Origin of the sequence: Paenibacillus sp. FSL R10-2782, assembly GCF_038592985.1 — a bacterium.
Taxonomy (GTDB): Bacteria; Bacillota; Bacilli; order Paenibacillales; family Paenibacillaceae; genus Paenibacillus; species Paenibacillus terrae_C.
This window is the reverse complement of sequence record NZ_CP151951.1, coordinates 1,692,648-1,718,505: the sequence shown is the minus strand read 5'-3', so window position 1 is coordinate 1,718,505 and position 25,858 is coordinate 1,692,648. Positions and strand designations below refer to the sequence as shown.

At 46.1% G+C, this 25,858-nt stretch carries 24 protein-coding genes; 8 read left to right on the top strand and 16 right to left on the bottom strand.

Annotated features, from left to right (window positions below; all coding sequences use genetic code 11):
- The first annotated feature begins 234 nt into the window (after nt 1-234).
- The 3 genes from NST83_RS07965 (at nt 235) to NST83_RS07955 (ending at nt 3,271) form a co-directional block, all read left to right on the top strand.
- Nucleotides 235-1,242 (top strand): aminoglycoside phosphotransferase family protein, encoded by a 1,008-nt coding sequence (locus tag NST83_RS07965; RefSeq protein ID WP_342417230.1) that lies wholly within the window; start codon nt 235-237, stop codon nt 1,240-1,242.
- Between the two features lie 18 nt (nt 1,243-1,260).
- Complete coding sequence (locus tag NST83_RS07960) at nt 1,261-2,157, top strand: phosphotransferase (protein ID WP_342417229.1); 897 nt, start codon at nt 1,261-1,263, stop codon at nt 2,155-2,157.
- Between the two features lie 244 nt (nt 2,158-2,401).
- Nucleotides 2,402-3,271, top strand: coding sequence for an arylamine N-acetyltransferase (locus tag NST83_RS07955; RefSeq protein ID WP_342417228.1), 870 nt, complete (start codon nt 2,402-2,404; stop codon nt 3,269-3,271).
- Between the two features lie 106 nt (nt 3,272-3,377).
- Here the strand turns inward: NST83_RS07955 and NST83_RS07950 are convergent, their stop codons facing one another.
- Nucleotides 3,378-4,394 (bottom strand): globin-coupled sensor protein, encoded by a 1,017-nt coding sequence (locus NST83_RS07950; protein WP_342417227.1) that lies wholly within the window; start codon nt 4,392-4,394, stop codon nt 3,378-3,380.
- Nucleotides 4,395-4,700: 306 nt separating this feature from the next.
- A complete protein-coding gene (locus NST83_RS07945; protein WP_342417226.1) occupies nt 4,701-6,596 on the bottom strand; it encodes a PrkA family serine protein kinase in 1,896 nt (631 codons plus the stop codon).
- A 281-nt stretch (nt 6,597-6,877) separates the two neighbouring features.
- On the opposite strand from NST83_RS07945, the gene NST83_RS07940 reads away from it, so the two are divergent.
- Nucleotides 6,878-7,708, top strand: a complete 831-nt coding sequence (locus NST83_RS07940) for a DUF2161 family putative PD-(D/E)XK-type phosphodiesterase (protein WP_342417225.1) — start codon at nt 6,878-6,880, stop codon at nt 7,706-7,708.
- Between the two features lie 118 nt (nt 7,709-7,826).
- On the opposite strand, the gene NST83_RS07935 is transcribed toward NST83_RS07940, so the two are convergent.
- Nucleotides 7,827-9,080 carry a PLP-dependent aminotransferase family protein gene (locus NST83_RS07935; RefSeq protein ID WP_342417224.1) on the bottom strand — a complete coding sequence of 418 codons (1,254 nt, stop codon included), beginning with the start codon at nt 9,078-9,080 and terminating at the stop codon, nt 7,827-7,829.
- Between the two features lie 50 nt (nt 9,081-9,130).
- A complete protein-coding gene (locus tag NST83_RS07930) occupies nt 9,131-9,787 on the bottom strand; it encodes a response regulator transcription factor (protein WP_137062225.1) in 657 nt (218 codons plus the stop codon).
- 283 nt (nt 9,788-10,070) lie between these two features.
- Here NST83_RS07930 and NST83_RS07925 point away from each other — a divergent pair, with 283 nt between their 5' ends.
- A complete protein-coding gene (locus NST83_RS07925; protein WP_342417223.1) occupies nt 10,071-10,478 on the top strand; it encodes a hypothetical protein in 408 nt (135 codons plus the stop codon).
- Nucleotides 10,475-11,542, top strand: coding sequence for a phosphodiester glycosidase family protein (locus tag NST83_RS07920; protein WP_342417222.1), 1,068 nt, complete (start codon nt 10,475-10,477; stop codon nt 11,540-11,542). Before NST83_RS07925 ends, NST83_RS07920 begins: the two co-directional genes overlap by 4 nt.
- 99 nt (nt 11,543-11,641) lie before the next feature.
- Here NST83_RS07920 and NST83_RS07915 read toward each other — a convergent pair whose 3' ends face one another.
- The 12 genes from NST83_RS07915 to NST83_RS07860 form a co-directional block, all read right to left on the bottom strand.
- On the bottom strand, nt 11,642-11,887 hold the full coding sequence (locus NST83_RS07915; RefSeq protein ID WP_014280616.1) for an AbrB/MazE/SpoVT family DNA-binding domain-containing protein: 246 nt from the start codon (nt 11,885-11,887) through the stop codon (nt 11,642-11,644).
- A 371-nt stretch (nt 11,888-12,258) separates the two neighbouring features.
- Complete coding sequence (gene trmL, locus NST83_RS07910; RefSeq protein ID WP_137062285.1) at nt 12,259-12,723, bottom strand: tRNA (uridine(34)/cytosine(34)/5-carboxymethylaminomethyluridine(34)-2'-O)-methyltransferase TrmL; 465 nt, start codon at nt 12,721-12,723, stop codon at nt 12,259-12,261.
- 323 nt (nt 12,724-13,046) lie between these two features.
- Complete coding sequence (serC, locus tag NST83_RS07905) at nt 13,047-14,138, bottom strand: 3-phosphoserine/phosphohydroxythreonine transaminase (protein ID WP_342417221.1); 1,092 nt, start codon at nt 14,136-14,138, stop codon at nt 13,047-13,049.
- Nucleotides 14,139-14,473: 335 nt separating this feature from the next.
- On the bottom strand, nt 14,474-15,898 hold the full coding sequence (glnA, locus tag NST83_RS07900) for a type I glutamate--ammonia ligase (RefSeq protein ID WP_044647439.1): 1,425 nt from the start codon (nt 15,896-15,898) through the stop codon (nt 14,474-14,476).
- A gap of 272 nt (nt 15,899-16,170) precedes the next feature.
- Entirely contained in the window at nt 16,171-17,208 is a 1,038-nt protein-coding gene (aroF, locus tag NST83_RS07895; protein ID WP_137062221.1) for a 3-deoxy-7-phosphoheptulonate synthase, read from the bottom strand.
- Nucleotides 17,209-17,472: 264 nt separating this feature from the next.
- Complete coding sequence (locus NST83_RS07890; protein ID WP_137062220.1) at nt 17,473-18,429, bottom strand: 4-hydroxy-3-methylbut-2-enyl diphosphate reductase; 957 nt, start codon at nt 18,427-18,429, stop codon at nt 17,473-17,475.
- 110 nt (nt 18,430-18,539) lie between these two features.
- On the bottom strand, nt 18,540-20,018 hold the full coding sequence (locus tag NST83_RS07885) for a HAMP domain-containing sensor histidine kinase (RefSeq protein WP_342417220.1): 1,479 nt from the start codon (nt 20,016-20,018) through the stop codon (nt 18,540-18,542).
- A gap of 2 nt (nt 20,019-20,020) precedes the next feature.
- The gene (locus NST83_RS07880) at nt 20,021-20,710 is read right to left on the bottom strand and encodes a response regulator transcription factor (protein WP_342417219.1); all 690 of its coding nucleotides are present in this window, start codon (nt 20,708-20,710) and stop codon (nt 20,021-20,023) included.
- Nucleotides 20,711-20,858: 148 nt separating this feature from the next.
- Nucleotides 20,859-22,454, bottom strand: coding sequence for a trypsin-like peptidase domain-containing protein (locus NST83_RS07875; RefSeq protein WP_342417218.1), 1,596 nt, complete (start codon nt 22,452-22,454; stop codon nt 20,859-20,861).
- A gap of 196 nt (nt 22,455-22,650) precedes the next feature.
- Nucleotides 22,651-22,935 carry a hypothetical protein gene (locus tag NST83_RS07870; RefSeq protein WP_137062217.1) on the bottom strand — a complete coding sequence of 95 codons (285 nt, stop codon included), beginning with the start codon at nt 22,933-22,935 and terminating at the stop codon, nt 22,651-22,653.
- An 85-nt stretch (nt 22,936-23,020) separates the two neighbouring features.
- Nucleotides 23,021-23,596: a 3D domain-containing protein gene (locus NST83_RS07865; RefSeq protein ID WP_137062216.1), complete on the bottom strand. Its 576-nt coding sequence runs from the start codon at nt 23,594-23,596 to the stop codon at nt 23,021-23,023.
- A 61-nt stretch (nt 23,597-23,657) separates the two neighbouring features.
- Complete coding sequence (locus NST83_RS07860) at nt 23,658-24,539, bottom strand: putative sporulation protein YtxC (protein ID WP_342417217.1); 882 nt, start codon at nt 24,537-24,539, stop codon at nt 23,658-23,660.
- A gap of 227 nt (nt 24,540-24,766) precedes the next feature.
- On the opposite strand from NST83_RS07860, the gene NST83_RS07855 reads away from it, so the two are divergent.
- Together NST83_RS07855 and NST83_RS07850 are read left to right on the top strand one after the other, a co-directional pair.
- The gene (locus NST83_RS07855) at nt 24,767-25,162 is read left to right on the top strand and encodes a hypothetical protein (RefSeq protein ID WP_137062214.1); all 396 of its coding nucleotides are present in this window, start codon (nt 24,767-24,769) and stop codon (nt 25,160-25,162) included.
- Nucleotides 25,163-25,362: 200 nt separating this feature from the next.
- Entirely contained in the window at nt 25,363-25,857 is a 495-nt protein-coding gene (locus NST83_RS07850) for a cation:proton antiporter regulatory subunit (protein ID WP_342417216.1), read from the top strand.
- Nucleotide 25,858: the final 1 nt, after the last annotated feature.

Below are 25,858 nucleotides of genomic sequence, written 5' to 3'. Positions count from 1 at the left end.
ATTTTCAGGATAGTGTACCAAAAAAATAAACAAAACTAAACCTTTTACCGAATGGAACGCAAAATAAACCGCTCTTTTCAGGAAAAGACGTTTTTTTAATGTAAAGAAATATAACATAAATCTAGAAGGAACGTGTATAGCCCTTTAAAACAGCACCTATTACCCCATCATGAATAGACTGATAACTAACAGAGGATTACCTTTTTATTTAATCACAAATCAAGCGAGGTACTTATGGCGAAATCCTATACCAAAGCACAGATTCGCAAAATCACCAGTCGTTTTGGCCTGATCCCGTTAAAATCAAGCTTGGTCTCATCCATGTACCGAAAAAATGCAGTAATCCAGGTAAAAACGAAAAAGGGAACTTATGCATTAAAGCCCTTTAACCGTACTAAGATGATCCACTCCAATACAATCCAGCAGATGGAGCAGGCAGCAAGCATGATCAGGCTTTTGAAAAAGAGAAAGTACAGCTACATGCCCGCGTGGCTCCCAATACATTCCGGGAAGCTATGGACTTTATTTCAAGGAACGCCATTTTATATGAGTCAGTGGATCAAGGGGCGGGGATTGGAAAATGCTGAAGATTTCGAAAAGCTTGGGTGGGCACTTGCCACGCTTCACGCCACGTCCACTGGCTTGCATCAGATTGGAAGGGGGAAATCCCCTACGTTACAACAATTGCGAATATGGAAAAAACAGGACCGTCTTTTTCAACGAAAAATAACACAAATCAGTCGTCATGACAAAGAATACCGCAACTGGTACAGCACTCATGGAAAAAACTGCAAACGTTTAGCTAGACAGGCATGGAAGGATTTGCAGGACACATCCATTGTTAAGCTGCTTCAGAAGGAAAACCGTTTCCCCTCTTTGATACACAGCGACATCACGATCCCCAATGTCATGATTTCAGATGATGATCAACTTAAAATCATTGATTGGGATCGGGTTAAGGTCGGCTCAGTCTATGCAGATCTGGCGAAGGCCCTTATGAATACGACCCAATTCAATCCTGAATTTGTGCAATCCTTGTTGAAGGGATACCAAAAACGCAAACCACTAAACCGAACTGAACGAAAAATGGTTACAGCCTTATATAAGCTGCCACGTGAAGCATGGCACGCCTCCCTACACCCGACTCGATCAAGAGACCGCGAGATCTTGGACAATTGGGATCAATCGTGGCCCCTTCGTTTGCAAATCATTCGTATTTTGCAGGAATGGGCCCATGCATAACAGAAAGTGAGGATCAAAATGTCGATTTTATCGAACGTTGAGCAGATGTACGGAATCAAAATTCAACATACTCGTCAAGTGAAGGACATATACAAGATTGAGACCGCCAACATGACCTATTGTTTAAAGCCCTACAACTTCCCGGAGGATGAAATTCGTTTTATTACACGTGTGTTGTCCTTCCTGGATGAGCGCGGGTTTACCCGTAGCCAAAAGGTCTATCCGACAGTGCAGAAAACCGCTTATATGACCCATGCAGGCATTTCGTATACGTTAACCAATTGGGTGGATGGACGAAGACCAAATTTCATCAAAAAAATAGATTTCAAAAAGGGAATTTCCACCTTAGCCAAATTTCACTCCAGCGCCGTAGGCTTTCCTGTCGCCGAAGCTCCCACAGCCAGAATACGTTACGAGGGCTTGGGTGATGAAATAGCTGGATACAAAAAACGCCTCAGTCCCTACAAAGGCACAGCACATCTTGTGGCTCTCTGTGAAGAAGTGTCGAATCATTTACAGCAGCCCAAGGTTCGAGAAGCAATCGTCTCGGAGCAAAAAGCAGGCGCATGTATACATGGCGATTACAATTACCCCAATCTGATTAAAGATAGACGGCTCAAGATCCATTTAATCGATTTTGAAAATTGCTCCCTGCACGTAAGAATGAAAGACTTATCCCATCTTCTACATCGAAATTCTCTTTGGAACGGGACCAATATGCTGCGCGCGGTCGACTACTATCAACGATATCGTCCGTTGAGCACCCATGATTTACATTTGCTTCACACGCTTTTGATCTCTCCCTATCATGTGGTCCGCAACATCAGAATAGGCGGCATCCGTTCTGCCAAACGTGTTATTCCATCATTCGCACAGCTAAACAAATACCGACGTGAGCTTAGAGCGCTGATATAATCTGTCGGCTTGTAACTAAACAAGAAAACAGACCTGACGAAACGGTCTGTTTTTTTATGTTCTGACAACGATTTATGGGAAATCTACATGCCACTGAACCGAATCCACTTACTGATTGTACCGGTACAATCAAAAATTTATAGCATTGTTATCAGTACGCCCCCCTTCTACAATGAGGATAAGACTCAAGGATCATTAGTTCCGAAAAGAGAATTGGGGAAACTAACAATAGAGGTGACTGCACATGTACATCATGACAAAAGAAGAGATAAAGGCTTATCTAAACAGGATCGGAATTGAAGACATTCTGCCTCCTACCCAATCCTATTTATTTGAGCTGCATAAGGCCCATGTGAAACATCTCTCGTGGCAAACGGTGGACATTTTTGCAGGAAAGCCGGCGGCCATTGGTTTCCAAGAATCCGTTCAACTTATTTTACAGGGGAGAAGCGGTTATTGTTTTCATCTGAATGGTGCCTTCAGTGCACTACTACATTCGCTAGGCTACAAAGTCTGCCTGCATCGTGCCGGGGTTCAACCTTTAGGGGCAGAGCCACGCATCAATTCATTTCACCTTGGGTTAACCGTTAACTTGCTAAATGAGCAGCACGAAGATGAAGTATGGATTGTTGATGTTGGTTTAGGCGATATGCCATATGAGCCTGTTCCACTCCGTATGGGCACTTATGAACAAGCCCCTCTTCAATATAAGGTTACGGAGTCCGGGGTTGTTGCAATTGGCTGGCGGCTAGAGCATGATTCGCTGGCTTCATTTGTTGGCGTTGATTATGACCCTGCGGTTGTTCGGGATCTGGAAGAGTTTATGCCAAAGCATCATTTCTATAGCCGCTCAGCGGATTCTCCATGGTTCAACCTGTTTCTGATTCGGCAAAGACAAGCATTAGAAACGAATGAACTAAGAGGCTGCATTTGGAAAAACCACGGGCTGAACGGATTGAAAAAAATAGAGCTGGATCATAAATCGCAGTGGCTGGAAGTGTTGGCAGATGTGTTTGGTGAGCCGCTTGTTAACTATAGTCACCAGGAACGGGACGAGTTATGGAAAAGGGTATTTGCGGCTCATACTGATTGGAAAAAAAACACTGCCTTTTAAATATTACGCTCTTCCTCGGTTGCGTTGCTTGGACCGCCATGGAGGGAGAGCGTTATTTTCCTCAAAAAGCTCTCCCAGGGATACAACTCATTCTATCCTCTCACAACTACATCCTTTCGCCGGGATGTTGAAGCGTTTCCAATTCCTTCACCATATTTTCGATCAGCTTTGTGAAGGAAGCCAATTCCTCAGAACTGGAGGCCTGTTGTCGGGCGCTGGCTGTTGTGGCAGCCGTTTCGGATTGCACACTGTTCAACATACGGGCTATATCCAGTACCTTGCCCTGAATTTGCTCCTGCGCCTGCTTGGAATTGGATGCCAGCTTGCGTACTTCCTGTGCCACAATTTGAAACCCTCGCCCTGCTTCCTGCGCATGTGCTGCTTCAATCGCCGCATTCAGCCCCAGCAAGTGTGTCTGATCCGACAGCTCGCGAATCGTGCCGCTCATCTGCTCAATATGCTTGATCTCATCGCCCAACTGCTGTACCAATTCTTCCGTATGTTCCTGCGAAGAGGCTGTTGTACGGGCACTATCTGCTATATTATCTGTATTTTCACGCAATTCAGCAATCATACCAGTCAAATTTTGAGCAATTCGGGAAACAACGGTTAATACTTGTGTCTGCTCAGCGGCCAGCTCGTTAATTTGCTCCTTTTCCTTCTTCTGATAAGCTTCCAGCACAAGCTGGGAGTCCAGATTGAACATTTTGGAAAGAGCGTGAACAATCGGATACCAATCGTCGATCCCCGAATGCTTCAAAATATCTACTGCAATGTCCAAGTAAGTTATGTATGTGCCCAAATAATAATCCGAGGACAGACCAATGCGGGAATGCACCTGACCTACAAAAAGACGGTGCTCTATAAATGGTTCATCTATTTTCCCATCTGCCAGAGAAAGCCAGTATTCTCGTTGTGTTTTCTTTAAACGTTCAATATTGGACCATTTGGAGATAATCGACATGAGGTGCGGGACCTTCTCCACATGATCATAAAATCGATCCACCACCTCATCCACAATAGATTGGAACAAATCCTGATGGAGATGCAATAAGGCCAAATCATCATCTGTGATTCCAATATATTGAATCTGTTTTAATCTACTTTCAGCTACATCAATCATATGGTTCCTCCAAATAATTAGTTTACATCCATTTAACATTACCATATTTATCGGCGCATTTTTGGAAAGTGTTATAATTTAGTGGATTCACTGTGACTTTTCACATATCCATGATGGACAAGCACCTGAGATAACTCCTTCATGATAAAAAAGAATCCGGTAACAAGCACTTGAAGCTCCCAGTGCTTGCTACCGGATTCCTCATAGGCTACGCAGCCGATAAATATCTCTGTTCAGCTACGACGCCGTCCATCACAACTCATTACTCCAGCCTATTGCTTTTGCTTACCTTAAGCTTACCGATTTTTATCGATTCAACAGACTTCCTACATACCTGAGCAGGTCGTTGGCACTGGCACCTGTATAACCGTGTTCCTCAATCAATCGCTTAATCACCTCATTCATGCGTTTGAGCTGATTAGCATCAGGTGTTTTGGTCGAGGTCGTAATTTTCACAATATCCTTCAAATCAGCGAACAGCTTTTTCTCAATCGCTTCTCTCAGCCGATCATGATGATGATATTCGAACTTGCGTCCCTTGCGTGAGTAAGCGGAAATCCGGATGAGAATTTCTTCGCGGAACGCCTTTTTCGCATTTTCTGATACCCCAATCTGCTCTTCGATCGAACGCATCAGCCGCTCATCCGGGTCGAGTTCTTCATCCGTAAGCGGGTCGCGGATTTTCACCCAATTGCAGAAGGCTTCGATGTTATCCAGATAGTTGTCGAACAGTGTCTTCGCTGATTCCTCGAACGAATACACAAAGGCCTTCTGGACTTCTTTTTTCGCCAGTTCGTCATACTCCTTACGGGCCACGGAAATGAAATTCAGATAGCGCTCCCTTTCCTCCTTCGTAATGGAAGCATGCTGATCCAGACCATCCTTGATGGCTCGTAAAATGTCCAGTGCATTGATGGATTCTACATTTTGTTTAATGAGCGCACTGGAAATGCGGTTGATGACGTACCTTGGATCTACCCCGGACATGCCTTCCTCCAGAAACTCATTTTGCATTTCCTTCAGATCGGCCGCCTTGTAGCCTTCCACCTCTTCTCCATCATACATACGCATCTTTTTGACCAGATCCATGCCCTGCTTCTTCGTCTCCTTCAAGCGGGTAAGTACAGAGAAAATAGCAGCCGTCCGCAGCGCATGAGGGGCGATGTGAATATGCTTCATGTCGCTTTGTTCAATGAGCTTGGCGTAAATTTTTTCTTCTTCCGAAACTTTAAGATTGTAAGGAATCGGCATCACGATCATCCGCGATTGCAGAGCCTCATTCTTTTTGTTCGAGATAAAGCTTCTATACTCCGATTCATTGGTATGGGCAACGATCAGCTCATCTGCACTGATTAACGCAAAACGCCCCGCTTTAAAATTACCCTCCTGGGTCAGAGACAGCAAATTCCACAAAAACTTCTCATCGCATTTCAGCATCTCCTGAAACTCCATCAGTCCACGATTGGCTTTGTTCAATTCTCCGTCAAAACGATACGCACGCGGATCGGATTCCGAGCCATACTCCGTAATTGTAGAAAAGTCGATACTGCCCGTCAAATCAGCAATATCCTGTGATTTCGGATCCGAAGGACTGAACGTGCCGATGCCAATCCGATTTTCTTCCGATATAAACACCCGCTCCACGCGGACCTTTTCAATATCTCCTTCAAATTCTGTACGCAATCTCATCTGGCAGGATGGGCACAGATTGCCTTCAATTCGGACGCCAAGCTCCTTTTCAAAATCCGGACGCAGTTCATGAGGGATGAGATGAAGCGGATCTTCGTGCATGGGGCAGCCTTCAATGGCGTACACCGCCCCCTGATCCGTTCTCGAAAATTTCTCCAGACCACGTTTTAGCAAGGTGACCAGTGTCGATTTCCCCCCACTGACGGGTCCCATCAAGAGAAGAATACGTTTGCGCACATCCAGTCGCCGAGCTGAGGAATGGAAGTATTCCTCCACCAGCTTTTCCAGCGCCCGGTCCAGCCCAAAAATCTCCTGCTCGAAAAATTTATATCGCTTATGTCCCCCAATCTCTTCTACACCAAAAGATTCAATCATCTTGTAAACCCGTGCATGAGCGGTCATCGCCGGCGTCGGGTCTTTCTTGAGTATCTCGATATACTCTCTAAAAGTGCCGCTCCAGGCCAGACGGTTGTTTTCCGCCCGGTACTCCGCAACGCGTTCAAAAATATTCATGCTCGGTTCCTCCCATGACTGCGTAATGACTATCCTCCACTCTGGATGGTTAATGGCTTCACTCGTCACGCCTTTCAGGATATGATGCAATCCTCTTAAAAAAAGTGTAATACATACCTATGCAGATTGAGTTCAGAATTGACCTTTTTTTGTGACAGGTTCCTCTGCTTTTTCGAAAAACAGAGAGATACACTGTGCTAAAATAAACAACAACGACGCGGAACTGACACATTATGGTACAATAAAAGCTCGGAATAATGGGATAAAGGAGCGAGAGAAGCATGGCGGTTCGGCATGAGACAGAGCTGTACGCTCCGGTCAAAGCCTTTTTTGAGAGCTTGGGATATGAAATCAAGGGAGAAGTGCGTAACTGCGATTTGGTAGGTATAAAGCCGGAACAGCAGGAGCCACTGATTGTGGAGATTAAAAAGACGTTCAATCTGGCGCTTGTGCTGCAAGGCATGCAGCGCCTGAAGCTAAGCAGCAATGTATATGTGGCGGTGGAACGAAACCGTGCGAAAAAAGGGGCTGTCAATCAGCGCTGGAGCGAGCTGGTCGGACTGTGTCGCCAGTTGGGACTCGGCTTGCTCACCGTCACCCATTACAAGACCAAGCCGCCGCTCGTTGAGGTGCTTTGCAAGCCTGCGGGCACGAGCGGTGGTAACCGCAAAACAGCGACACCCCGCACCGGCTCGCGCAAGGAAAAGCTGCTGCGAGAATTTCACGCGCGCAGCGGCGACCACAACACCGGCGGCAGTACCCGGCACAAGCTGGTCACGGCCTACCGGGAAAAGGCGCTGCGCGTAGCCGCGGCCTTGCAGAATCTGGGGGAAGCCGCACCGGCGCAGCTCGCCCGTACAGCAGCCGTCAGCGGGGCCGCAGCCGTGCTCCAGCGCAACTACTACGGCTGGTTTGAGCGCGTAGCCCGTGGCCGCTACAGGCTGACCCCGTTTGGCGAGGTTGCCCTGAGCGAGTATGCGGCGGTACTGCAAGAGCAAGGCGCCGAAACGGGCGCTGGCAAGGCTGTAGAGCTAGATGACGGCGGCGGACAACGGCGAATCGCGGAAGCGTCAGCCGCGTACTCTGCCACTACGAATGCGGAGGATCGCTGAAAATCCCGCCGCTTGCTTCTGGAACTCCGATGCAGACATTCACTGAAAACCTACCTCTTACTGTTCGCACTACGAGTGCCGGAAGCCCGACTACAGCAAGCAGATCATTCGGCCCCAGCTAGCTTCGTGCAGTAAATTCACTGATCGTCTCACCGATCAAATTCATGCCCATAAGTAACTGCTCGCGGCCCGGATGGCTGAAGTTCAGGCGGATATGGGACGCGCCTTCGCTGCCAACCGCACATAACTCTCCCGGCATAAAGGCTACACCCTTGGGTAAGGCCGCCTTTAGCAGCAATGCGCTATCCAGCCCATCGGGCAACCGAACCCACACATACATGCCGCCAGACGGAATATGGTACATCACATCTCTCCAAAATGGACGCTTGAGCAGCTCCAGAATTAATTGCAGACGTGTCGAGTACTCTTTGTTCAGCATGGCTAAATGCTCGTGCCATTGAAAACGCGAGCTGGTCAGCAACTGGAACAGGAGCCGCTGGTTCATCGTACTGGACTGCATATCGGCCAACTGCTTCAAAGCGTACATACCTTCGATCAACGGGGCGGGGCCTGCCGCCCATCCAGTTCTCAATGCGGGCGCAACCGTTTTGTTGAATGAACCGATATATAGCACCTGACCTCCCTGTCCCGCATGATCCAGCGCGAATAGCGAAGGATAGGCTTCTGCAAATTTCCGGCTTTGCCCATGCGGGCTCTTGTCGCCGGATTCATTTTTTTGTTTAAAATGTAGCTCCCCGTAAGAGTCGTCCTCCACGATCAGCACCTGATGGCGCCTGCACAGCTCCAAAATTTCCTGACGTCTTGCCGCGCTCCATAAGGAACCGGTCGGGTTCGTAAACGTGGGTGTGGCAAAAAAAAGCTTGGGATGATGGCGAATGATTAAGCCTTCAAGCTGATCCAGACGCACACCTTCTCCATCAGATTCAACGGGAACGATCTGCGCTCCTTGCATTGAGAGCACTTGCAGACACCCGGGCGACGTCGGATTTTCGACTAACACTGGGTCGCGTTCATCCACCATCAGCCTTACAATCAGGTCAATGGCCTGCTGACTACCTGTTGTCAGGAGAATTTGACCTGGTGGCACTCTAACTCCTTTGCGCTGTTCCCACTCTCCTGCAAGCCACGCCCGCAAAGGAAAATAGCCCTCCGGTTCACCATACTGGAGGGCGTCAGGGCCAGAACCAAATACATCATGAGCCGCTTCTTCCAGCAGCTTCACCGGAAACAGCTCTTGTGCAGGCAATTCTTCAGCCAAAGATATAAAGGAGTGTCTTCTCGCATTTTCCCGGATATGACGCACTGGAGAAGCCAACATTGCAGCAGTTCGTGAAGCAAAGGAATATTGCATGAACATCCTCCTTCTCCTGAAAAATTGGCTCACGACCTCCGGGTTGCGCGTCAGGCATACAGTTGCTTCGCTTGACGCGCGTACAAGGCATAACGTTCAATCGCCTGCGCCCGGCTGGACACGCCCAATTTCGCATAAATTTTACGTAAATAATTATCAATGGAGCGCCGACTGACTTCGATCTCGATAGCAATTTTGTCATATGTAATTCCTTGCACAATACGTTCCATAATAAAAACTTCAGTCTGTGTCAATTGGTCAAAAGGCTCAGAAGCCATGAGGGGCATAAAAGGCCAATTTCCACAACGAATCCAATCCATCGGTAACGAAGCAAATCCTTCGCGCAAACCGTTGATCAGATGGATCAACTGGCTTGGTGACGCCTGTTTGGATAGCATTCCATTCGCTCCCAGCGAAATCAGCTGTTGGAACAGCGTAATATTATCCTCATCCGTCATAATAACAATATGGCTGTCTGGAGACAAGGCCCGTATTTGTGTTAGGAACGGTTCCGCCGTTCCCTCAGGCAACCTGTAATCCATTAAAATGATTTCCGGCCGAATGGAGCAAGCCAATTCCAGACCTTCCGTCCCGGAGGAGGACATCCCTCTGACAAGCAAATCCTGCTGGTCTTCCAAAATAAGCTTTGTTCCAAGCATACTTGTAGGATGGATGTCTATGATGACCACCTGCCATACTTTTCTCATGTCTAAACCTCCTGATTTCACAAAAAAATACTTAAAATACATAGTTAACGAAGTTGAATCTATAATTTGGGGTTGCATATGTAGAAATTGCGCAAATATGAACGTATAAGAAGCGAAAATCGTTTAAGGAAATTGTATCCTAGGACTTCCTTACGATGCAATCTCTTTTTCCAAATAATTTTATGCATCTATTTCGCTTTTGCGAAATAAATAGGCCCATGATAGAATTGGAATTGCAAAATAAAGACTGGAAATTTGATTTTACATAGGAGTTGAAAATCGCATGCAAGCTTCACCCGAACACCCTCCTACCGAATCCCGGAGGGGCACTTCAAGAAAGGGGATGCCCGTTAAGGCTTTTCTTCTATTTTGGTTCCTGCTTATTATACTAGGTGCTCTCGCAACCTATCTGTACAGCAATCATTTGAAGCAGGAAATGCTGAACGAAATGCAAACCCATACGAACCAGCAGATTCAAGCGCTTAAAACCGACTATGAAAAACAGTTGACTGCGCTTACCAAGGAAGTTAACGGATTAGAGGGCAAAGTGCAGTCCTTCAATGAACTGCTGACCTTTACCAAGGATAATGCAAACAATAAAACCGACAACAGCAATAAGCTCTACACCCAACTGAACGAAGTTAAGCAGCAGCTCAATACACTTCAGAAAAAAATGGACCTGCTGAAATGAATATGGATACAAAACAGGTAAATCGTTTCTTCATGTTGGCCCTTGCTCCTTTTATCGGTTTGTTGGGGTGCGTTTTGTTAATTCATCCCACATTTAGTTTTTCGGATCCTACTGTCCCGAGTCTACAAAAAGCGAAGGTCGTTCTACAAACGCAATCAGTAGGCAAGCAGCTCGATGAAGCCAAACAAACGGCAACGTACACCTTGTCTACTATTCGCCGGACATCAGAACTGTACAAGCAAACGACCCAAACGATGAACCAGCTTGTCCAAACATCCTCCACCCAATCCAAACGTCCCGAAAAAATCTATGATCGACGCATCACCGCTAAGCTCGGGGTTCCCTATGAGCGGGTAGACAGCAACCGGATTACTATTGAATTATTTAAGGTGAACCCGGGGGTTTATCATGGCTATGCCATGAAGGTCAAACTTAAGGCTCCTACCGCTATGAAAATGTCTCTGGGGAGCGACAAACTGGGCGGCTCCGAAACGACCATGCGTGCTGTCTTGAGACATGGAGCCGTCGCTGGCATTAATGCAGGCGGCTTTGCGGATGGAGACGGCAAACGCTATCCATTAAGCACTACTGTCATGAACGGTCATTACCTGACTGGCTTTCAGTCCAGCTTTAAGGATTTGTCCTTCGTCGGATTGAGCAACACCGGCAAGCTCATCGGCGGCAAGTTTTACAGTCAAAGCGCTCTGGACAGCCTAAAGCCTGCCTTTGGAGCTACCTTCGTTCCCGTACTGCTGCAAAGCGGCCAAAAGATGCCTATTCCGGATAAATGGAAGGCATCGCCCAAACGAGCGCCACGCACAGCCATCGGCAACTATAAAGATGATCAACTGCTCATTATTGTCGTAGATGGCTACAATGAAAGTGGAGGTTCAGGTGCAACACTGGAAGAACTACAAGGAAAAATGTACAATCTCGGCGTTCAGAATGCTTATAATCTGGACGGGGGCGGCTCCTCCTCACTCATCCTGAACGGTCGGGTCGTGAACAAGCCGTCGGATGGCAACCTGCGTCCAGTCCCTACTCATTTTTTGTTCTATAAATAGGAGCTTATCGTTTATAAGCATGCAAACTACGCTTGCTCACTTATACTCTATATGAAAAAAAAGCATCACGAACGAATGTCGTGATGCTTTTGCCCCATTTTAGGAGTACTGTGTCATTTCAGTCAAGCATTGAGCACAAATATAACGGTCTTTAAAATTGTTCACTTGCTCAACTGATCCGCAAAATACACATTTCGGACGATAACGCTCCAAAATAATATGGTCACCCTGTACCAAAATTTCGACAGGATCTCCCTCATTCATTTGATATCTTTTGCGCAGTGATTTGGGCAAGACTATTCTCCCCAGCTGATCAACTTTACGCACCACACCGGCAGGTTTCATCGTGATCGTACACCTCTCTTATTCATTATGACTTGCATTTTTCTTCCCTGCGAAAAACTAGGTACAAAGACACTATTCTTTATGTAGTATTCGCTGTCTTTTTGTCGAATCCTGCTGACCACAGGAAATTTTATTACATTTTTTCATAAAATCTTGAACCATATCAAAGTATGGTACAGAATGTCTATAATATTTTTATCGACCGGAATGTCCATTATCATTAGCTTTATCTGTGGATTTTACAAATTACTGAATATAACCTTATTTTCAAGCCCTACAACGGGTTTGTCTGAACAACAGATACGCGAGGCTTGATTAGCAACTAAGGTCCTGGTTCTTTATTCGCACTTATACTCACTCACTTGATAAATTCACGATAAACCTGGAAAATCCATTTGCCGCAACGCTTCATATACGATAATTGCAGCGGAATTCGACAAATTTAGCGATCTTACTTTATCTGACATAGGCATCTTGATGCATGTATCCGGGTTGGCAGCCAGAAGCTCGGGAGGCAGTCCCTTCGTTTCTTTGCCAAATACCAGAAAGTCTCCATCCTGAAATGCAATATCACTATAATGCTGATTTGCCTTCGTCGTGGCATAAAAAAAGCGGCCTTTTTGATACTTCTCCTGCACCTCATTAAAAGATTCATGGTATTCAATGTGGACCGCATACCAGTAATCAAGTCCAGCACGTTTTAACGTAGCATCGTCGGTACGAAAGCCCAGCGGCTTCACCAAATGCAGATGTGTTCCGGTAGCAGCACACGTTCTAGCAATATTCCCTGTGTTAGCCGGGATCTCCGGCTCAACAAGCACAATATGTAATGGCATCATGTTTCGTTCCCTTCATTTTTTGAACTAAAAAAATGTACACATTCGAATCAATTTCATAATACCCTCAGTAGCTTTAATAAAGAGTGCATATAGATCAAAATGGTTTAGTTAGTCTATATGTAGTATACATTTCGTTGGCTTAATCATTTATGAAATGGATTCATTCTATTATTTTAACAAAATCGGTGAGATTTGAACATCAACCAAAAAATAATCGCTCTACACCACTAAAAGCCTTCCCCTATACACATTCAGGGAAGGCTTTACTTTGGTCATTTCGATTTCCAACATTCGTGTATCGAAATATATGTCCGTTACAATCAGCTATGACGCTGCTTAAAGCTATCCATAAACTCGGCCAACGCTTGACAGTTCTCCAGCGGAACAGCATTGTAGATCGAAGCGCGAAGCCCTCCTACACTGCGATGTCCCTTCAGACCGACGAAACCAGCCTGCTCGGATTCCTTAATAAATTGCTTTTCCAAGTCCTCATTTGCGAGACGGAAGGTCACATTCATAATGGAACGGTCAGCGACGTCCACACAACCACGGTAGAAGCCTTCACTGCTGTCAATACGGTCGTAGAGCAAAGCAGCTTTCTGCTGGTTGACGCGTTCAATGCCTTCCAGGCCACCTTCTTCCTGGATCCATTTCAGTACCTCATTCACCATGTATATAGCAAAGGATGGAGGTGTGTTGTAGAGAGAGTTATTTTTCTCATAAGTGCTATAACGCAGCATCGTAGGAACGTTGTCCGGTGAAGATGTTAACAGTTCTTCACGGGCGATCACGACCGTTACGCCGGAAGGTCCCAGATTTTTTTGTGCTCCAGCATAGATCAGTCCGAATTGAGTAGCATCAAACGGCTTGCAAAAAATATCACTGGACATATCCACAATCAACGGCACAGAACCGGTATCCGGGAATTGCTTGAACTGTGTACCTTCAATCGTCTCGTTGGACGTAATATGCACATAAGCAGTATTGTCAGGCAAGTCCAAAGAATCCACATTCGGAAGACGCATATACTTCTCATCAGCGGAAGACGCAGCAATATGAGCCTTGCCCACAAGCTTGGCTTCTTTATAAGCCTTGTCCGACCAGCTACCTGTCATGATATAGCTTCCTGTCTGTCCTTCACCCAAGAAATTTAAGGGCAGCATAGCAAATTGCGTACTAGCGCCACCTTGAAGAAATAACACCTTGTAGCCTTCTGGATTGCCTAGCAGAGATAACAGACGTTCCTGCGCTTCATTATGAACAGATTCATACACAGCTCCACGGTGAGACATTTCCATAATGGACATACCTGTTCCCTGAAAATCTACGAACTCAGCTTGTACACGTTCCAGCACTTTGAGCGGCAATGCCGCTGGTCCTGCATTAAAATTATAGGCTCTCTTACTCAACAAATTCCCATCCCTTCTCTACTCTGGTGTGGATATTATCGCTATGATAGCAGTATTCATAAGAGCGTTCAAGACTTGTTAAAAAATGTTTTCGATTTCATTTATGATGTGACAAAGATGTGAATGTAAGTATATTTAACATCTTAACTTTGTGGTATTTAATTTAATGTTAAAAGGTCCCCGGCTTTAAGACCGGAGACCTATCTTGAACATTAACCATTACCAGAGGCTAATGGTTAATGTTCAAGGCAGCTATGCTGCTTGTTTTGTAGCTCATGTTGTCATTCAAGGCAACTATGCTAATTGTTTGATTAGCGCTGCTCATTTATTAACTGCTATTAGCAGTCGAAATACAGGCTGTATTCGTGCGGATGAACACGGATGTTAACCGATTTAGCTTCAGAACGTTTGAGCTCCACATAGTTATCAATAAAGTCCTTCGTAAATACGTCGCCTTCTGTCAAGAACTCGTAGTCGGCTTCCAGAGCGTCCAGAGCCTCATCCAGCGAAGCAGGAACACTGCGGATTTTACCTATTTCAGCATCGGACAGCTCATAGATGTTTGTATCAAGTGGACCATATCCCAATTCGATCGGGTTCAGTTTGCGCTTGATGCCATCCAGACCCGCCATCAGCATTGCGGAGAAGGCGAGGTAAGGGTTAGCTGTGGAGTCCGGTGTACGGAACTCGATCCGACAGCCTTTAGGCGTAACAGCCGCTACTGGAATACGGACAGCTGCGGAACGGTTACCTTTGGAGAATACCAGGTTAACTGGAGCTTCATAGCCTGGAACGAGACGCTTGAACGAGTTCGTACTTGGGTTCGTCAAAGCGATCAGCGCTGGTGCATGGTACAGGATACCGCCAATGTAATGAAGGGCCAGTTCGCTCAAGTTAGCGTAAGCACCTTTTTCGTAGAACAAAGGAGTGTCTCCATCGAAAATGGATTGGTGAACGTGCATACCGCTTCCGTTATCTCCAAAGAGTGGTTTCGGCATAAATGTTGCCACTTTACCGTATTGACGAGCTGTGTTGTGTACAATGTATTTATAAACAAGCAGATTATCAGCTGTTTTCTTGAGTGTATCAAAACGGAAGTTAATTTCCGCCTGGCCTGCCGTAGCAACCTCATGGTGATGGCGCTCAATTCTCAGACCTGCTTCTTCAAGCAAACGGCACATTTCACTACGGATGTCTTGCTGGGTGTCTACTGGCGCTACAGGCACATATCCGCCCTTCACTCCCACTTTAAAGCCCAGATTGCCGCCCTCTTCCTTGCGATTCGTGTTCCAAGCTGCTTCTTCGGAATCTACGAAGAAGGAGGAGCTGTTCATACTGCTTCCGTAGCGCACTTCGTCAAAAATGAAAAATTCGGATTCAGGTGCAAAGTTAACTTTCGTACCTACACCAGCAGTTTTCAGGAATTCTTCTGCTTTTCTTGCAATGCCACGAGGATCGCGGTCGTATTTTTCGCCGTCTGGCGTAGCAATGTCACACAGAATATTCAGTGTAGGATGCTGAGTGAAAGGGTCGATAAAAACCGCTTCCGCATCGGGCAGCATAACCATGTCGGATTCCTCGATGCCACGATAGCCAGGAATGGAAGAACCGTCGAAAGCAACACCGTTAACAAATGTTTCCTCATCTACTTCGGAAGCTGGCAACGAAATATGGTGAGCACGGCCGGACAAATCTACAAAGCGAAAATCTACCCACTCAATATTATTTTCCTGAATTGTTTTTAATACATTTTCAACGGACATGTCTTCTTCCTCCCAATTTTCCGAACATTAAGTCTTATACAACCCTGAAATGTTCATGATCGAATGTTTTTTTCTGTCGTCATTATAAATCTCAAACATGACACGGGTCAATAGCTATGTAAGGTATTTTTTAAACTAATGTTAGATATGCTTACGCTCTTGATAACATTTGAATAGCACAAAAAGCCCGAAACATCGGGCTTTTTGGGGCGATTTTAATCAATTGACTGCGTTGCGGCACAACTTTTATGCATTAATGTTAAGTATTGGTTTTAAGAAATGGTACTGGGGGTATGGAATGTTTTTCCTACAGCTGGGGCCAGCAATTCCAAATCTTTCAGCAAATCTGAAAATTGATCCGGGAACAGGGATTGTACACCATCACCCGTCATCGAATTGTCGGGGTCTGTGTGCATTTCAATAATCAATCCGTCTGCTCCGGCAGCCACCGAAGCCTTCGTCATAGGAACAACCAGCTCACGACGCCCTGTGCCATGGCTCGGGTCGGAAATAACCGGCAAATGGCTCAGTTGTTGCAGAACAGGAATAGCTGACAGGTCCAGCGTATTTCTCGTGTAGGTTTCAAATGTTCGGATTCCGCGCTCACACAGCATAACATTCGGATTACCGCCCGCCAAAATATACTCGGCAGCATTCAGGAACTCATCGTAAGTTGAACTGAAACCACGTTTGAGCAGCACTGGTTTGCCACAGGATCCCAGCTTGCGCAACAGATCAAAGTTTTGCATGTTACGTGTACCTACTTGCAAAATATCCGCATACTCCGCACAGATATCCACGTATTCGGGTGTCATAACCTCTGTGATGGTCAGCAGGTCATGCTTCTTGCCCGCCTCGGCCATCATGATCAAACCTTCTACACCTGTTCCTTGGAAGCTGTAGGGACCCGTACGCGGCTTAAAAGCGCCTCCACGGAGAACCTGTGCACCCGCAGCTTTAACCAATGCAGCAATTTCGTCAATCTGCGCAGCAGACTCAACGGCGCATGGTCCACCCATAATCACAAGCTCGCCTCCGCCGATATTCACACCTTTGATAGAGATGACGGTATTTTCGGGATGAAAATCACGGCTCGCCAATTTGTAGGACTTCGATATTTTTACTACATTCTCTACGCCCTTCATTTGGCGCAGGTGTTCAGCCAGCTTAGGCTCTACACTGCCGATCAGCCCGATAATCGTACGATCCGATCCATGGGAAACGTGAGCCTGCAAACCTTCTTTTTCAATAACTGCAACTATGGCCTGGATATGTTCTTCAGGTGTTTGGACACCAGCGATAACGATCATATTTTTCTTCCTCTCTCATAAAACATATTTTATGAATCACTTACATACATTATGACACTTAAACGCTTGTTCGCTTTTAAGCTTTTATTCGTTAAAGTAAATATACCTGTTTTGCCTGTACTCGTCAAGACTTAATTAGCCTGAATATTAGCCTGCAATTTCGATCCTCGTGATGCCGATTTGGTCCGGGTAGGCTTCCGTCCAATTCAAAAAAGCTGCCATCCGGGATCCCTTTCCCGAATAGCAGCCATGATCTGTTACAAATTATTTAGTCGTTTTTGACTTTTCACGCACAGGGGGCAGCAGCTTCTTCATATCAATCGTCCGCTGAATCTCCCATGTATCCGGGTTAGCCGGATCATATTGTTCCAGGTACAAAATAACCTCTTTCGTAATCAACGTAGGCGTAGAAGCTCCAGAAGTGACTGCTACCTTGTGAACGCCCTCCAGCCAATCCCGCTTCAGCTCTGTTACATCCGAAATACGGTAAGCTGTTGTACCCGCAATTTCCTCAGACACCTGAGCCAATCGGTTTGAATTGTTACTGCGCGGATCACCAACGACAATCACCAGATCCGCCTGTCCGGCCTGCTCCGCTACCGCTTCCTGACGCACTTGAGTGGCCAGACAGATTTCATTGTGTATCTCGGCACCTGGGAACTTATCCAGCAGCTTTTTCATAATGTGCTTGATGTCCCACTGACTCATGGTCGTCTGATTCGTGATTAGAATTTTGTCCGCAGACAACATGAGGCCATCGATCTCCTCTTCCTTCTCAATCAGATGAACATGGTCGGGAGCAATGCCGATGGCCCCCTCCGGCTCGGGATGATTCTTTTTGCCGATATAAATAATTTGATAGCCTTCGGCAGACTTCTCCCGAATCAGATCATGAGTCTTCGTCACGTCCGGGCAAGTTGCATCAACGGTAGTCAGCCCCTTATCGCGAGCCAGCTTGCGAACCTCAGGGGATACACCATGAGCGGTGAAAATAACGGTACCACTCTCCACCTGGCTTAAAATCTCCATACGGTTAGGGCCGTCGAGTGTAATAATTCCCTCATCCTCGAAGGAATTTGTGACATGACTGTTATGCACAATCATGCCTAGTATATAAATAGGCCGAGGTAAATCCAAGTTTCTGGCCGCCTGACGAGCCAATACCATGGCATCGACTACGCCGTAGCAGTAACCCCGGGGCGAAATTCTGAGCACTTCCAAAAATAGCACCCGCTTTCTTCGACACAGTATACAGCTCCAAAAACTGAGTAGCTGTGGCATCCAAGCCTTTACCGGCCAATTCTATGATGTAGTTGCCTTCCTATTATAGCCTATTCCAAAGGCGCGGAAAAGCTGACCGGAAGCCAGATGATAAATGTCGTCCCTTCCCCTTGGCGTGTAACCACTTCCACGGATCCATGATGTTCATCTATAATCCACTTGGCAATGGACAAACCCAATCCAATTCCCTCCGTCACCCCGCGCGACTCATCCGCCCGATAAAAGCGGTCAAAAATAAAGGGAACCTCACTCTTGTCCATCCCGATGCCTGTATCACTAATCCGCAGACCTACCTGTCCCTGATAAACGATAGCATCAAATCGGACCGTACCTTCAGGTGTGTATTTGAACGCATTATCTATGAAAATAAACAGCATTTGCTGCAGATAATCCTTGCTGCCATCCATATAAATGCCATTCAGTATCGAAAAGTCACCTACATTCCATTCGGACGTCCGCTCCAAAAATTGAGCACGCCGGGCAACCTCACTTACGAGTGGCTCCAGCGCCACCGGGGCCTTCTCGAATGTTTTCCCTGTATCTGCTCGGGCGAGCGATAGCATATCGCCAACCAGACGGCTCATCCGTTTTCCTTCATCCGCCATATCACTCAGGGCCTCCATGGAGAGTTCACGAATCATCGCTTCATCCATATTGGGACGGTCTCCCGGCTCGGTAGTCCACATTTTGAGCAAAAAATCAACGTTGCCTCGAATTGTCGTAAGCGGCGTACGCAGTTCATGGGAAGCATCGGCTACAAAACGGCGCTGGGCTCCATAAGCATCCTCCAACTCCTTATAAAAAACCTCCGTACGCCCCAGCATCTTGTTAACCGTCGCGATTAGTTGCCCAATTTCATCTGGCGGTCCATCATACTCAATGCGGACACTCAAATCATTACTGGACTGAATCTGATTAGCCCCTTCGATCACCTTGACCAGCGGCTTCATGGACTTGCGGGCTAAAAAGAGGCCTGAGGTCGCAGCGGCGAGTAAAGCAAATAACGAACCGTATACAAGCACACTTTGCAGCCTGTTCATAAGCCGATCCTGAGAGCCTGTAAATTGCCCCACCTGTAACAGTCCAACCACTAATCCCAGTTCCTCGGATTTGATCGGTTGCTGATAAATCATAAAAGAATCCCCATCCACACTTACACGTCGAATTCCCTCATTTTGAACCGCTCCAGCCGCTGTGGATGGAACCGGAAAGGTAATATCGAGATTTTTCATATTTTGCGTCGTCTTGGTGACGCCGGATGTATAATTATAAATTTGTACATATAGCTGTGATTCATCAATTCCACGACCCTGCACCAAGCCCAAATCCAGATTGGGGACCTCAAACAGTCCTCCTTTGACGGTAAGCAGTAACTGCTTGTTAATACGTGGCGTCTGGTTCATAAGCTGACTTTTCACTTCATTATATGTGTAATAATATACCAGTCCGTAAATAGCCAGTCCAAACATAACAAGTACTATAGCCAAGATGCTGGAATACCAAGCTGTCAGTCGCCAACGAATAGACATAATTACACATCACCTCTTAAAATATAACCCGCTCCCCGAATCGTACGAATGAGCCGTTTGCCGCCATCCTGCTCCGTTTTTTGTCGGAGCATGGCAATATACACTTCCAGCACGTTTGACTCCCCGCTGTAGTCATAGCCCCAAATTTTGTCCATAATCAGATCACGAGACAGAACGCGCTTCGGGTTTTGCATAAACAAGTGGAGCAGTTCAAATTCTTTTGCCGTTAGCTCCAGCCGCTTGCCGCCGCGAACCACTTCACGTGATTCGTTATCCAGCTGCAAATCCTCGAAGGTCAGTCGATGTCCATTATGATCCTGCTGATCGGTTTTACGGCGTAGAAGCGCCCGCACACGAGCCAGTAGCTCCTCCAGAGCAAATGGCTTGACGAGATAATCGTCTGCACCCAGATCCAATCCCTTAACCCGGTTCTCCACCTCGTCCTTGGCTGTAAGCATCAAAACGGGCACCGTACTTCCTCCCTCCCGCATGCGACGGCATACCTCGAAGCCATCCAGTTGCGGCATCATCACATCCAGCACGACAACATCAGGCTCAGCTGTAAGCATTTTATTCAATCCCTCTGCGCCGTTGGCAGCCGTCAGTACTTCGTAGCCCTCGAAGGCCAGCCCTCTGCGCAGCATGGACACAATTTTTTCATCGTCATCAATAATCAGAATGGTAGAACGCATACACCATCGAGCTCCTTTATTATCTTCTTTTCACTCTATTGTAGCAGGAGTAGACGCGTGTAGCATCTTGCCTCCACATACAGCAAGAAACGGAAGGTAGCTTCCTTCCGTTTCTTTTCACATTTTTCACTTTTAAAGGATGATTGGATTACTGTTGGAGAGTCGAGCTAAAGTCGTTCTTGTTACCCACTTTTAACTGAACATCCTTTTTCTGTCCTGCCCGTTCAATGTTAAGCGTCAGTGCTGTACCCACTTTTTGCTTTTGAATGAAATCGATCAGCTCCTGTGATGTGCTGTAAGGAGTACCATTAGCTCCGATAATCACATCATAAGGACGTAGATCCGCCTGATAAGCTGGTGATTTGTAGATAATATCCCGCACCACCGAGCCTTCAGTCAGGGTTGTCCCTAATTCCTTGGCTACTTCGGGACTCAGATTCAACAGACTTGCGCCAATGAAAGGAACGGGTTCTTTCGGAATAGGCTGATTATTTTTCAGCTTGTCGACGACTTCCAAAATCGTATTGGACGGAATCGCAAACCCGATTCCCTGTGCGTCAGCACTGACAGCTACGTTCATGCCGATAACCTGTCCTTGCAGGTTCAACAGAGGGCCACCAGAGTTCCCCGGGTTAATGGACGCATCGGTCTGGATTAAATGTTTATATTGAGTAGGTTTTCCCGTAGACTCACTGTTAATGGTAATCGTACGTTCCTTCGCACTCAGCACCCCCGCTGTTACCGAATGCTCGAAGCCTTCAGGGTTACCGATGGCTACCATCCACTCACCGACTTTAGCATTTTCGGAGTTGCCTAACGTTACCGTCGGGAAGTTATCCTTGCCTTCAATTTTCAGCACAGCCAAATCCAGGTCTGCATTTTTACCCAGCACTTTGGCTTCATATGGCTTATTAGTTCCCTCTACCGTGACCTGAACCACATTCGCACCTTCAACAACGTGATTGTTCGTCAGGATGTAGCCCGTTTTATCGAAAATAAAGCCGGAACCAATACCAAGCGGAGTCAGTTGTCCGCTGTTGCTGCCTTCATTTTCATTGCTGCTGCCGTTGTTTCCGCTATTACCACTGTCTCCATACTGATTACCGAAAAAGTATTGATACAGCGGGTCATTATAATAAGGACTGCTTTGTCTGCCACTGCCACTAGATTGCTTAGCCAGTGTTTCAATCTTAACGACTGCCGGACCCGCTTTGGCCACAACGGATTGAACGTCTGCAGTGCCGGAAGGCATCACAGCCGGAACTGCGTTAGGTGACTGACTCGTCGTTTCCGAATTGGTCGTTGCTCCGCTTTCAGCTGCCGCCGAAGTCAACGCCGTCTCAGGAGTGAACATATTCGTGCGGTCGGCCGTGTACATCAGAACCGTAATAACCAGCATCCCGGCCAAAAAGGATAGGAAGATCGTCTTTACCTGAGACTTGGGTTTATTTTGTTTAAATTGCCAGTTACCGCCGTTCCGGCCCGAGCCGTCTTGTTGTTGCTCCGCCCCTGCACGATGGTATGAGGAAGGAAGTGGCCTTACTGACTGCGGTGGCGTAATCTCAACGTCCTTCTCTACAAGCTTCCCATCCTTGCGTTGTCCATCTGATTGAACTGAAGAAAAGGGACCGTACGAATAGTAATATGAAGAACCATTTGAATCATTCTGCCGAGTTGTTTTATCGGATTCAACCTGATCGTTTTCATCCCGGCGTCCAGAATTATTATTTTTAAATTCGTCCATTGTATATCTCCTCCCAAACCCTATGCTTCAAGGTGGTGTTGTTTAGCTGACTTTATTTTGCACTTTAAACCTTAATTCCACCTTAAAAACAATTAAAAAGGAGATAAAACCTCAAACCCCATAAGTGACCACCCCTTGTTCAAACACGAAATGCCCCGGATATGAATCCGGAGCATTATCAATTGTATATGCTTTTTTATTTCGTGTTAAAGTTTTCATCGAATTTTTCATTTGGTGTTTGAGCATTGTTTTGAACTTTGCTGAGACTGGAGTTTTGTACCTTTTGTGCTACAGAGCTTGTGCCGACTTGATCTGCTGCGAATTCTTCACCATACTTCTCATTTGGTGTCTGGAAGTTGTCCTGAATTTTATTTTGCTGGGACTTTTTCACCTTTTGAGAAACGACTCCTACCGAGTTATCTTGGGCAAATTCCGCTTTGTACTGGCTTCCTGTGTTTGCTTTGTTTCCTTGATTTTTCATAATTCTCAGCCTCCCAATATGTTTTTCGGGATAAGCTTTATCCCGCAACATAGTATGTGAAGCCGGGAAGAACTATATACACGAATTATATGGAATCATCCAGCGTAGAGGCCGGAATGGATTTGTGCGTCTCGATCACCTTTTGGAGCGAATTCAGCATCTTCTCCGTACATTTTCCGTTTCCTTTTCTAATAATTTGCACATCCACTTCTTTCTTGCCCCACTCGGAATATACCTGCCGGGTAGTTTTGAAATACAGGTCGATTTTATTGCCTTTGATCGCTGATCCCGTATCTGCTACAATGCCGTAGCCGTAACCCGGAATGTACAAAATGCTACCCAAAGGAAATGTTTTGGGATCAGCCGCAATCGTGGACAGTGTGTTTTTGTCACGACGCACTTTAACACCGGAATACGTGATACCGTAACCGGGATGACTTGGCCGTTTGCCAGTGGATTCATAGCCTGCTGTATATCCTGTTGCCGTGACCGTCATAGTCGTAATTACCTGCTCCTCCCGCGGAGCCAAAACAGGCGTTGACTGCCCTTTTTTATGCTGGACCGGCTCTTTGTGACCGTAAACCTCATTGCCGGGCAATACCAGACAAGTGGCGGTTAACAAGGTTCCCAAAATCCGTTTCCAAACCAACATGGATCTCATAAAAAACCTCCCCTTGAGGCAAAGGCTTTCCAGAAATCCGTTGGTTTATACGAGCATTTGATTATTTTTGAACATCCTGTCCGGGATAGAGTCTGCTGAGCTTCATTTTATCTTCAAAAATATGCAGGAGCGTCCGTACAATAGGGGTGTGCTCGTCGTCTGTGTGTAATATAATGGAAGCAGGAGAAATCGAAATGAGTGTGCTGACAATTCTGTCCTCGACTTCCATTTCAAGTTCAACTCCTGGCATCTCCACAATAATGTCATCTCCTTCAGGTGTCGGTATCGGCACCATGGAGCTATCAAGGATGGTAAAATCATGCCCACCCTGATGAAGCACATGCACCAGTGGAACTTTACTTTCCTGGAAAAACACAAAATATTTGAGCAATCCCATAAATTCTTCATACTGCCGATCTGCCCAAAATTCTTCCATGGCATAGTCGACGATTTCCTCAAGCTCTTTTTTGTATGCGTTCAACCTGAATTGAATAAGCCCTTCCAGATTAACCACGCGCAGCTCCATAAAATCCTTTTCCAGTAAGGCCACCAGTTTGCCGTGACGCTTCATACGCCCTCTTCGCCCATCATCCTTTAACAAAGAGCGCACCATGCTGCGAATCTGTTCCGTATCCTCTTCCTCCAGTAGCGAACAGGCTTTAGCGAGGATCAGATTGAGCATCCCCCATTCCTTCACTTCGATAATATAATCCGCTATTGCGGAAGCCATGATGCTGTATACACAGGGGAGAAAGCTTTCAAACGCCGGATTGCTCTCTGTACCCTTGCAGGTCCAGGCCACTTTGTTTTCCAGTTGTCTGAAAGTGAATCGAAATCCGCGCCGTGACATATGTAGTCCTTTGTTTCTACTCTTGACCACCTGATAAAAACGGTCGCTTTCCTGATTTCCGTCTGTATGGGTCCACACTGTAAACAGTTCCATTGGCTCACTCCTTTCGATCACTGATTACAGTATATGGCGGGCTCTAAAGGGTTATACGAAGTGAACGACTGGAAACAGGATACAGTGTAAAATGAGAAAAATCAGGTTTCAAAGAGAAGGTTATGGTGTTATAAAGAATGGCTACAAACTCAATACGTTTGAATATTTAGGGTTGGGTATGTTAAGGTTATATTAATATGAATTTTTCACAAGAGGGAGGGGATTAGATGTCAACGATGCTGAACATGCTGCGTACACTCATGATTGTCATATTGAGCCTCGTTCAGATTTTGTCCCTTCCTGTGACGTTTCACGCGGAAGATACTACTCAATCCCTCCAGTTTACTGCGGGATCTTCTCTCATGCCGATTGTTGAAGCTTCTTCGTTGGAAACGGACTCCCATGGGCTGGAGCATCACTCCAAACCAGCCATCCGCAAATCCTCTCCGGTCCTTCATCTGGTGATTGCTGCGGCCAAATCACTTCCCTTTGTCATTTTGGTGGCGTTGGTGCTACTATTGAGTATTCCAAAACTGCGCTTGCCTTTTATTCCTGTCATCTACAAGCTGAAAAAGCAACTGTACTTGTTCCCCATTAAATTCACCTCCAGTTATGTGGCTTAACCCCTTTTACATGCACATCATATTTGCGTGTTTTTTGTAAAATTTTCCTAATATTTCAATAAACAAGTCTGTTCTCTGTCTGTTTCATGCCAATTAATGTAATTTTATGATGTGAAAAAAAGTTCCATGTCACACCTAATGTATGTGATTTATTTCCCATACCAATTTTAAACAAATGCACAATACAGGAGGCTTTACAAATGGATATTCGAGAGTCTATTTTGCCGGGAATTGGGATTAAGTATCGAATAGATACGGAAAGTGGCGATCGCATTGTCATTATTATTCATGATGACGGCAGACGTGAGCTGTATCATTTTGATTATAAGGATTTGGAACAAAGTATTTCCATGACGACCCTGAGTGATCAGGAAGCACGTTTGGTAGCCTCCATTATCGGTGGCATGACGTATAAGCCCAAGCAGCTTGAAAGCGTAGAAATGACGTTCGACGATTTTATTATTGAATGGTACAGAGTGGAGCCTCACTATGCTAGTGTTGGCAAGTCCATCGGTGAGCTGGATGTACGGCAAAATTCAGGAGCTACGATTATTGCCATTGTAGAGAAAAAAGGGAACAAGTATGTAAATCCCGGCCCGGAAGTGATTATTAGCGAAGGTGCTACTGTGGTCGTGGTCGGGGAACGTGATCAGCAAAAACGCTTTAAACAAATTCTTATGAACGGAAGCGGGTGAT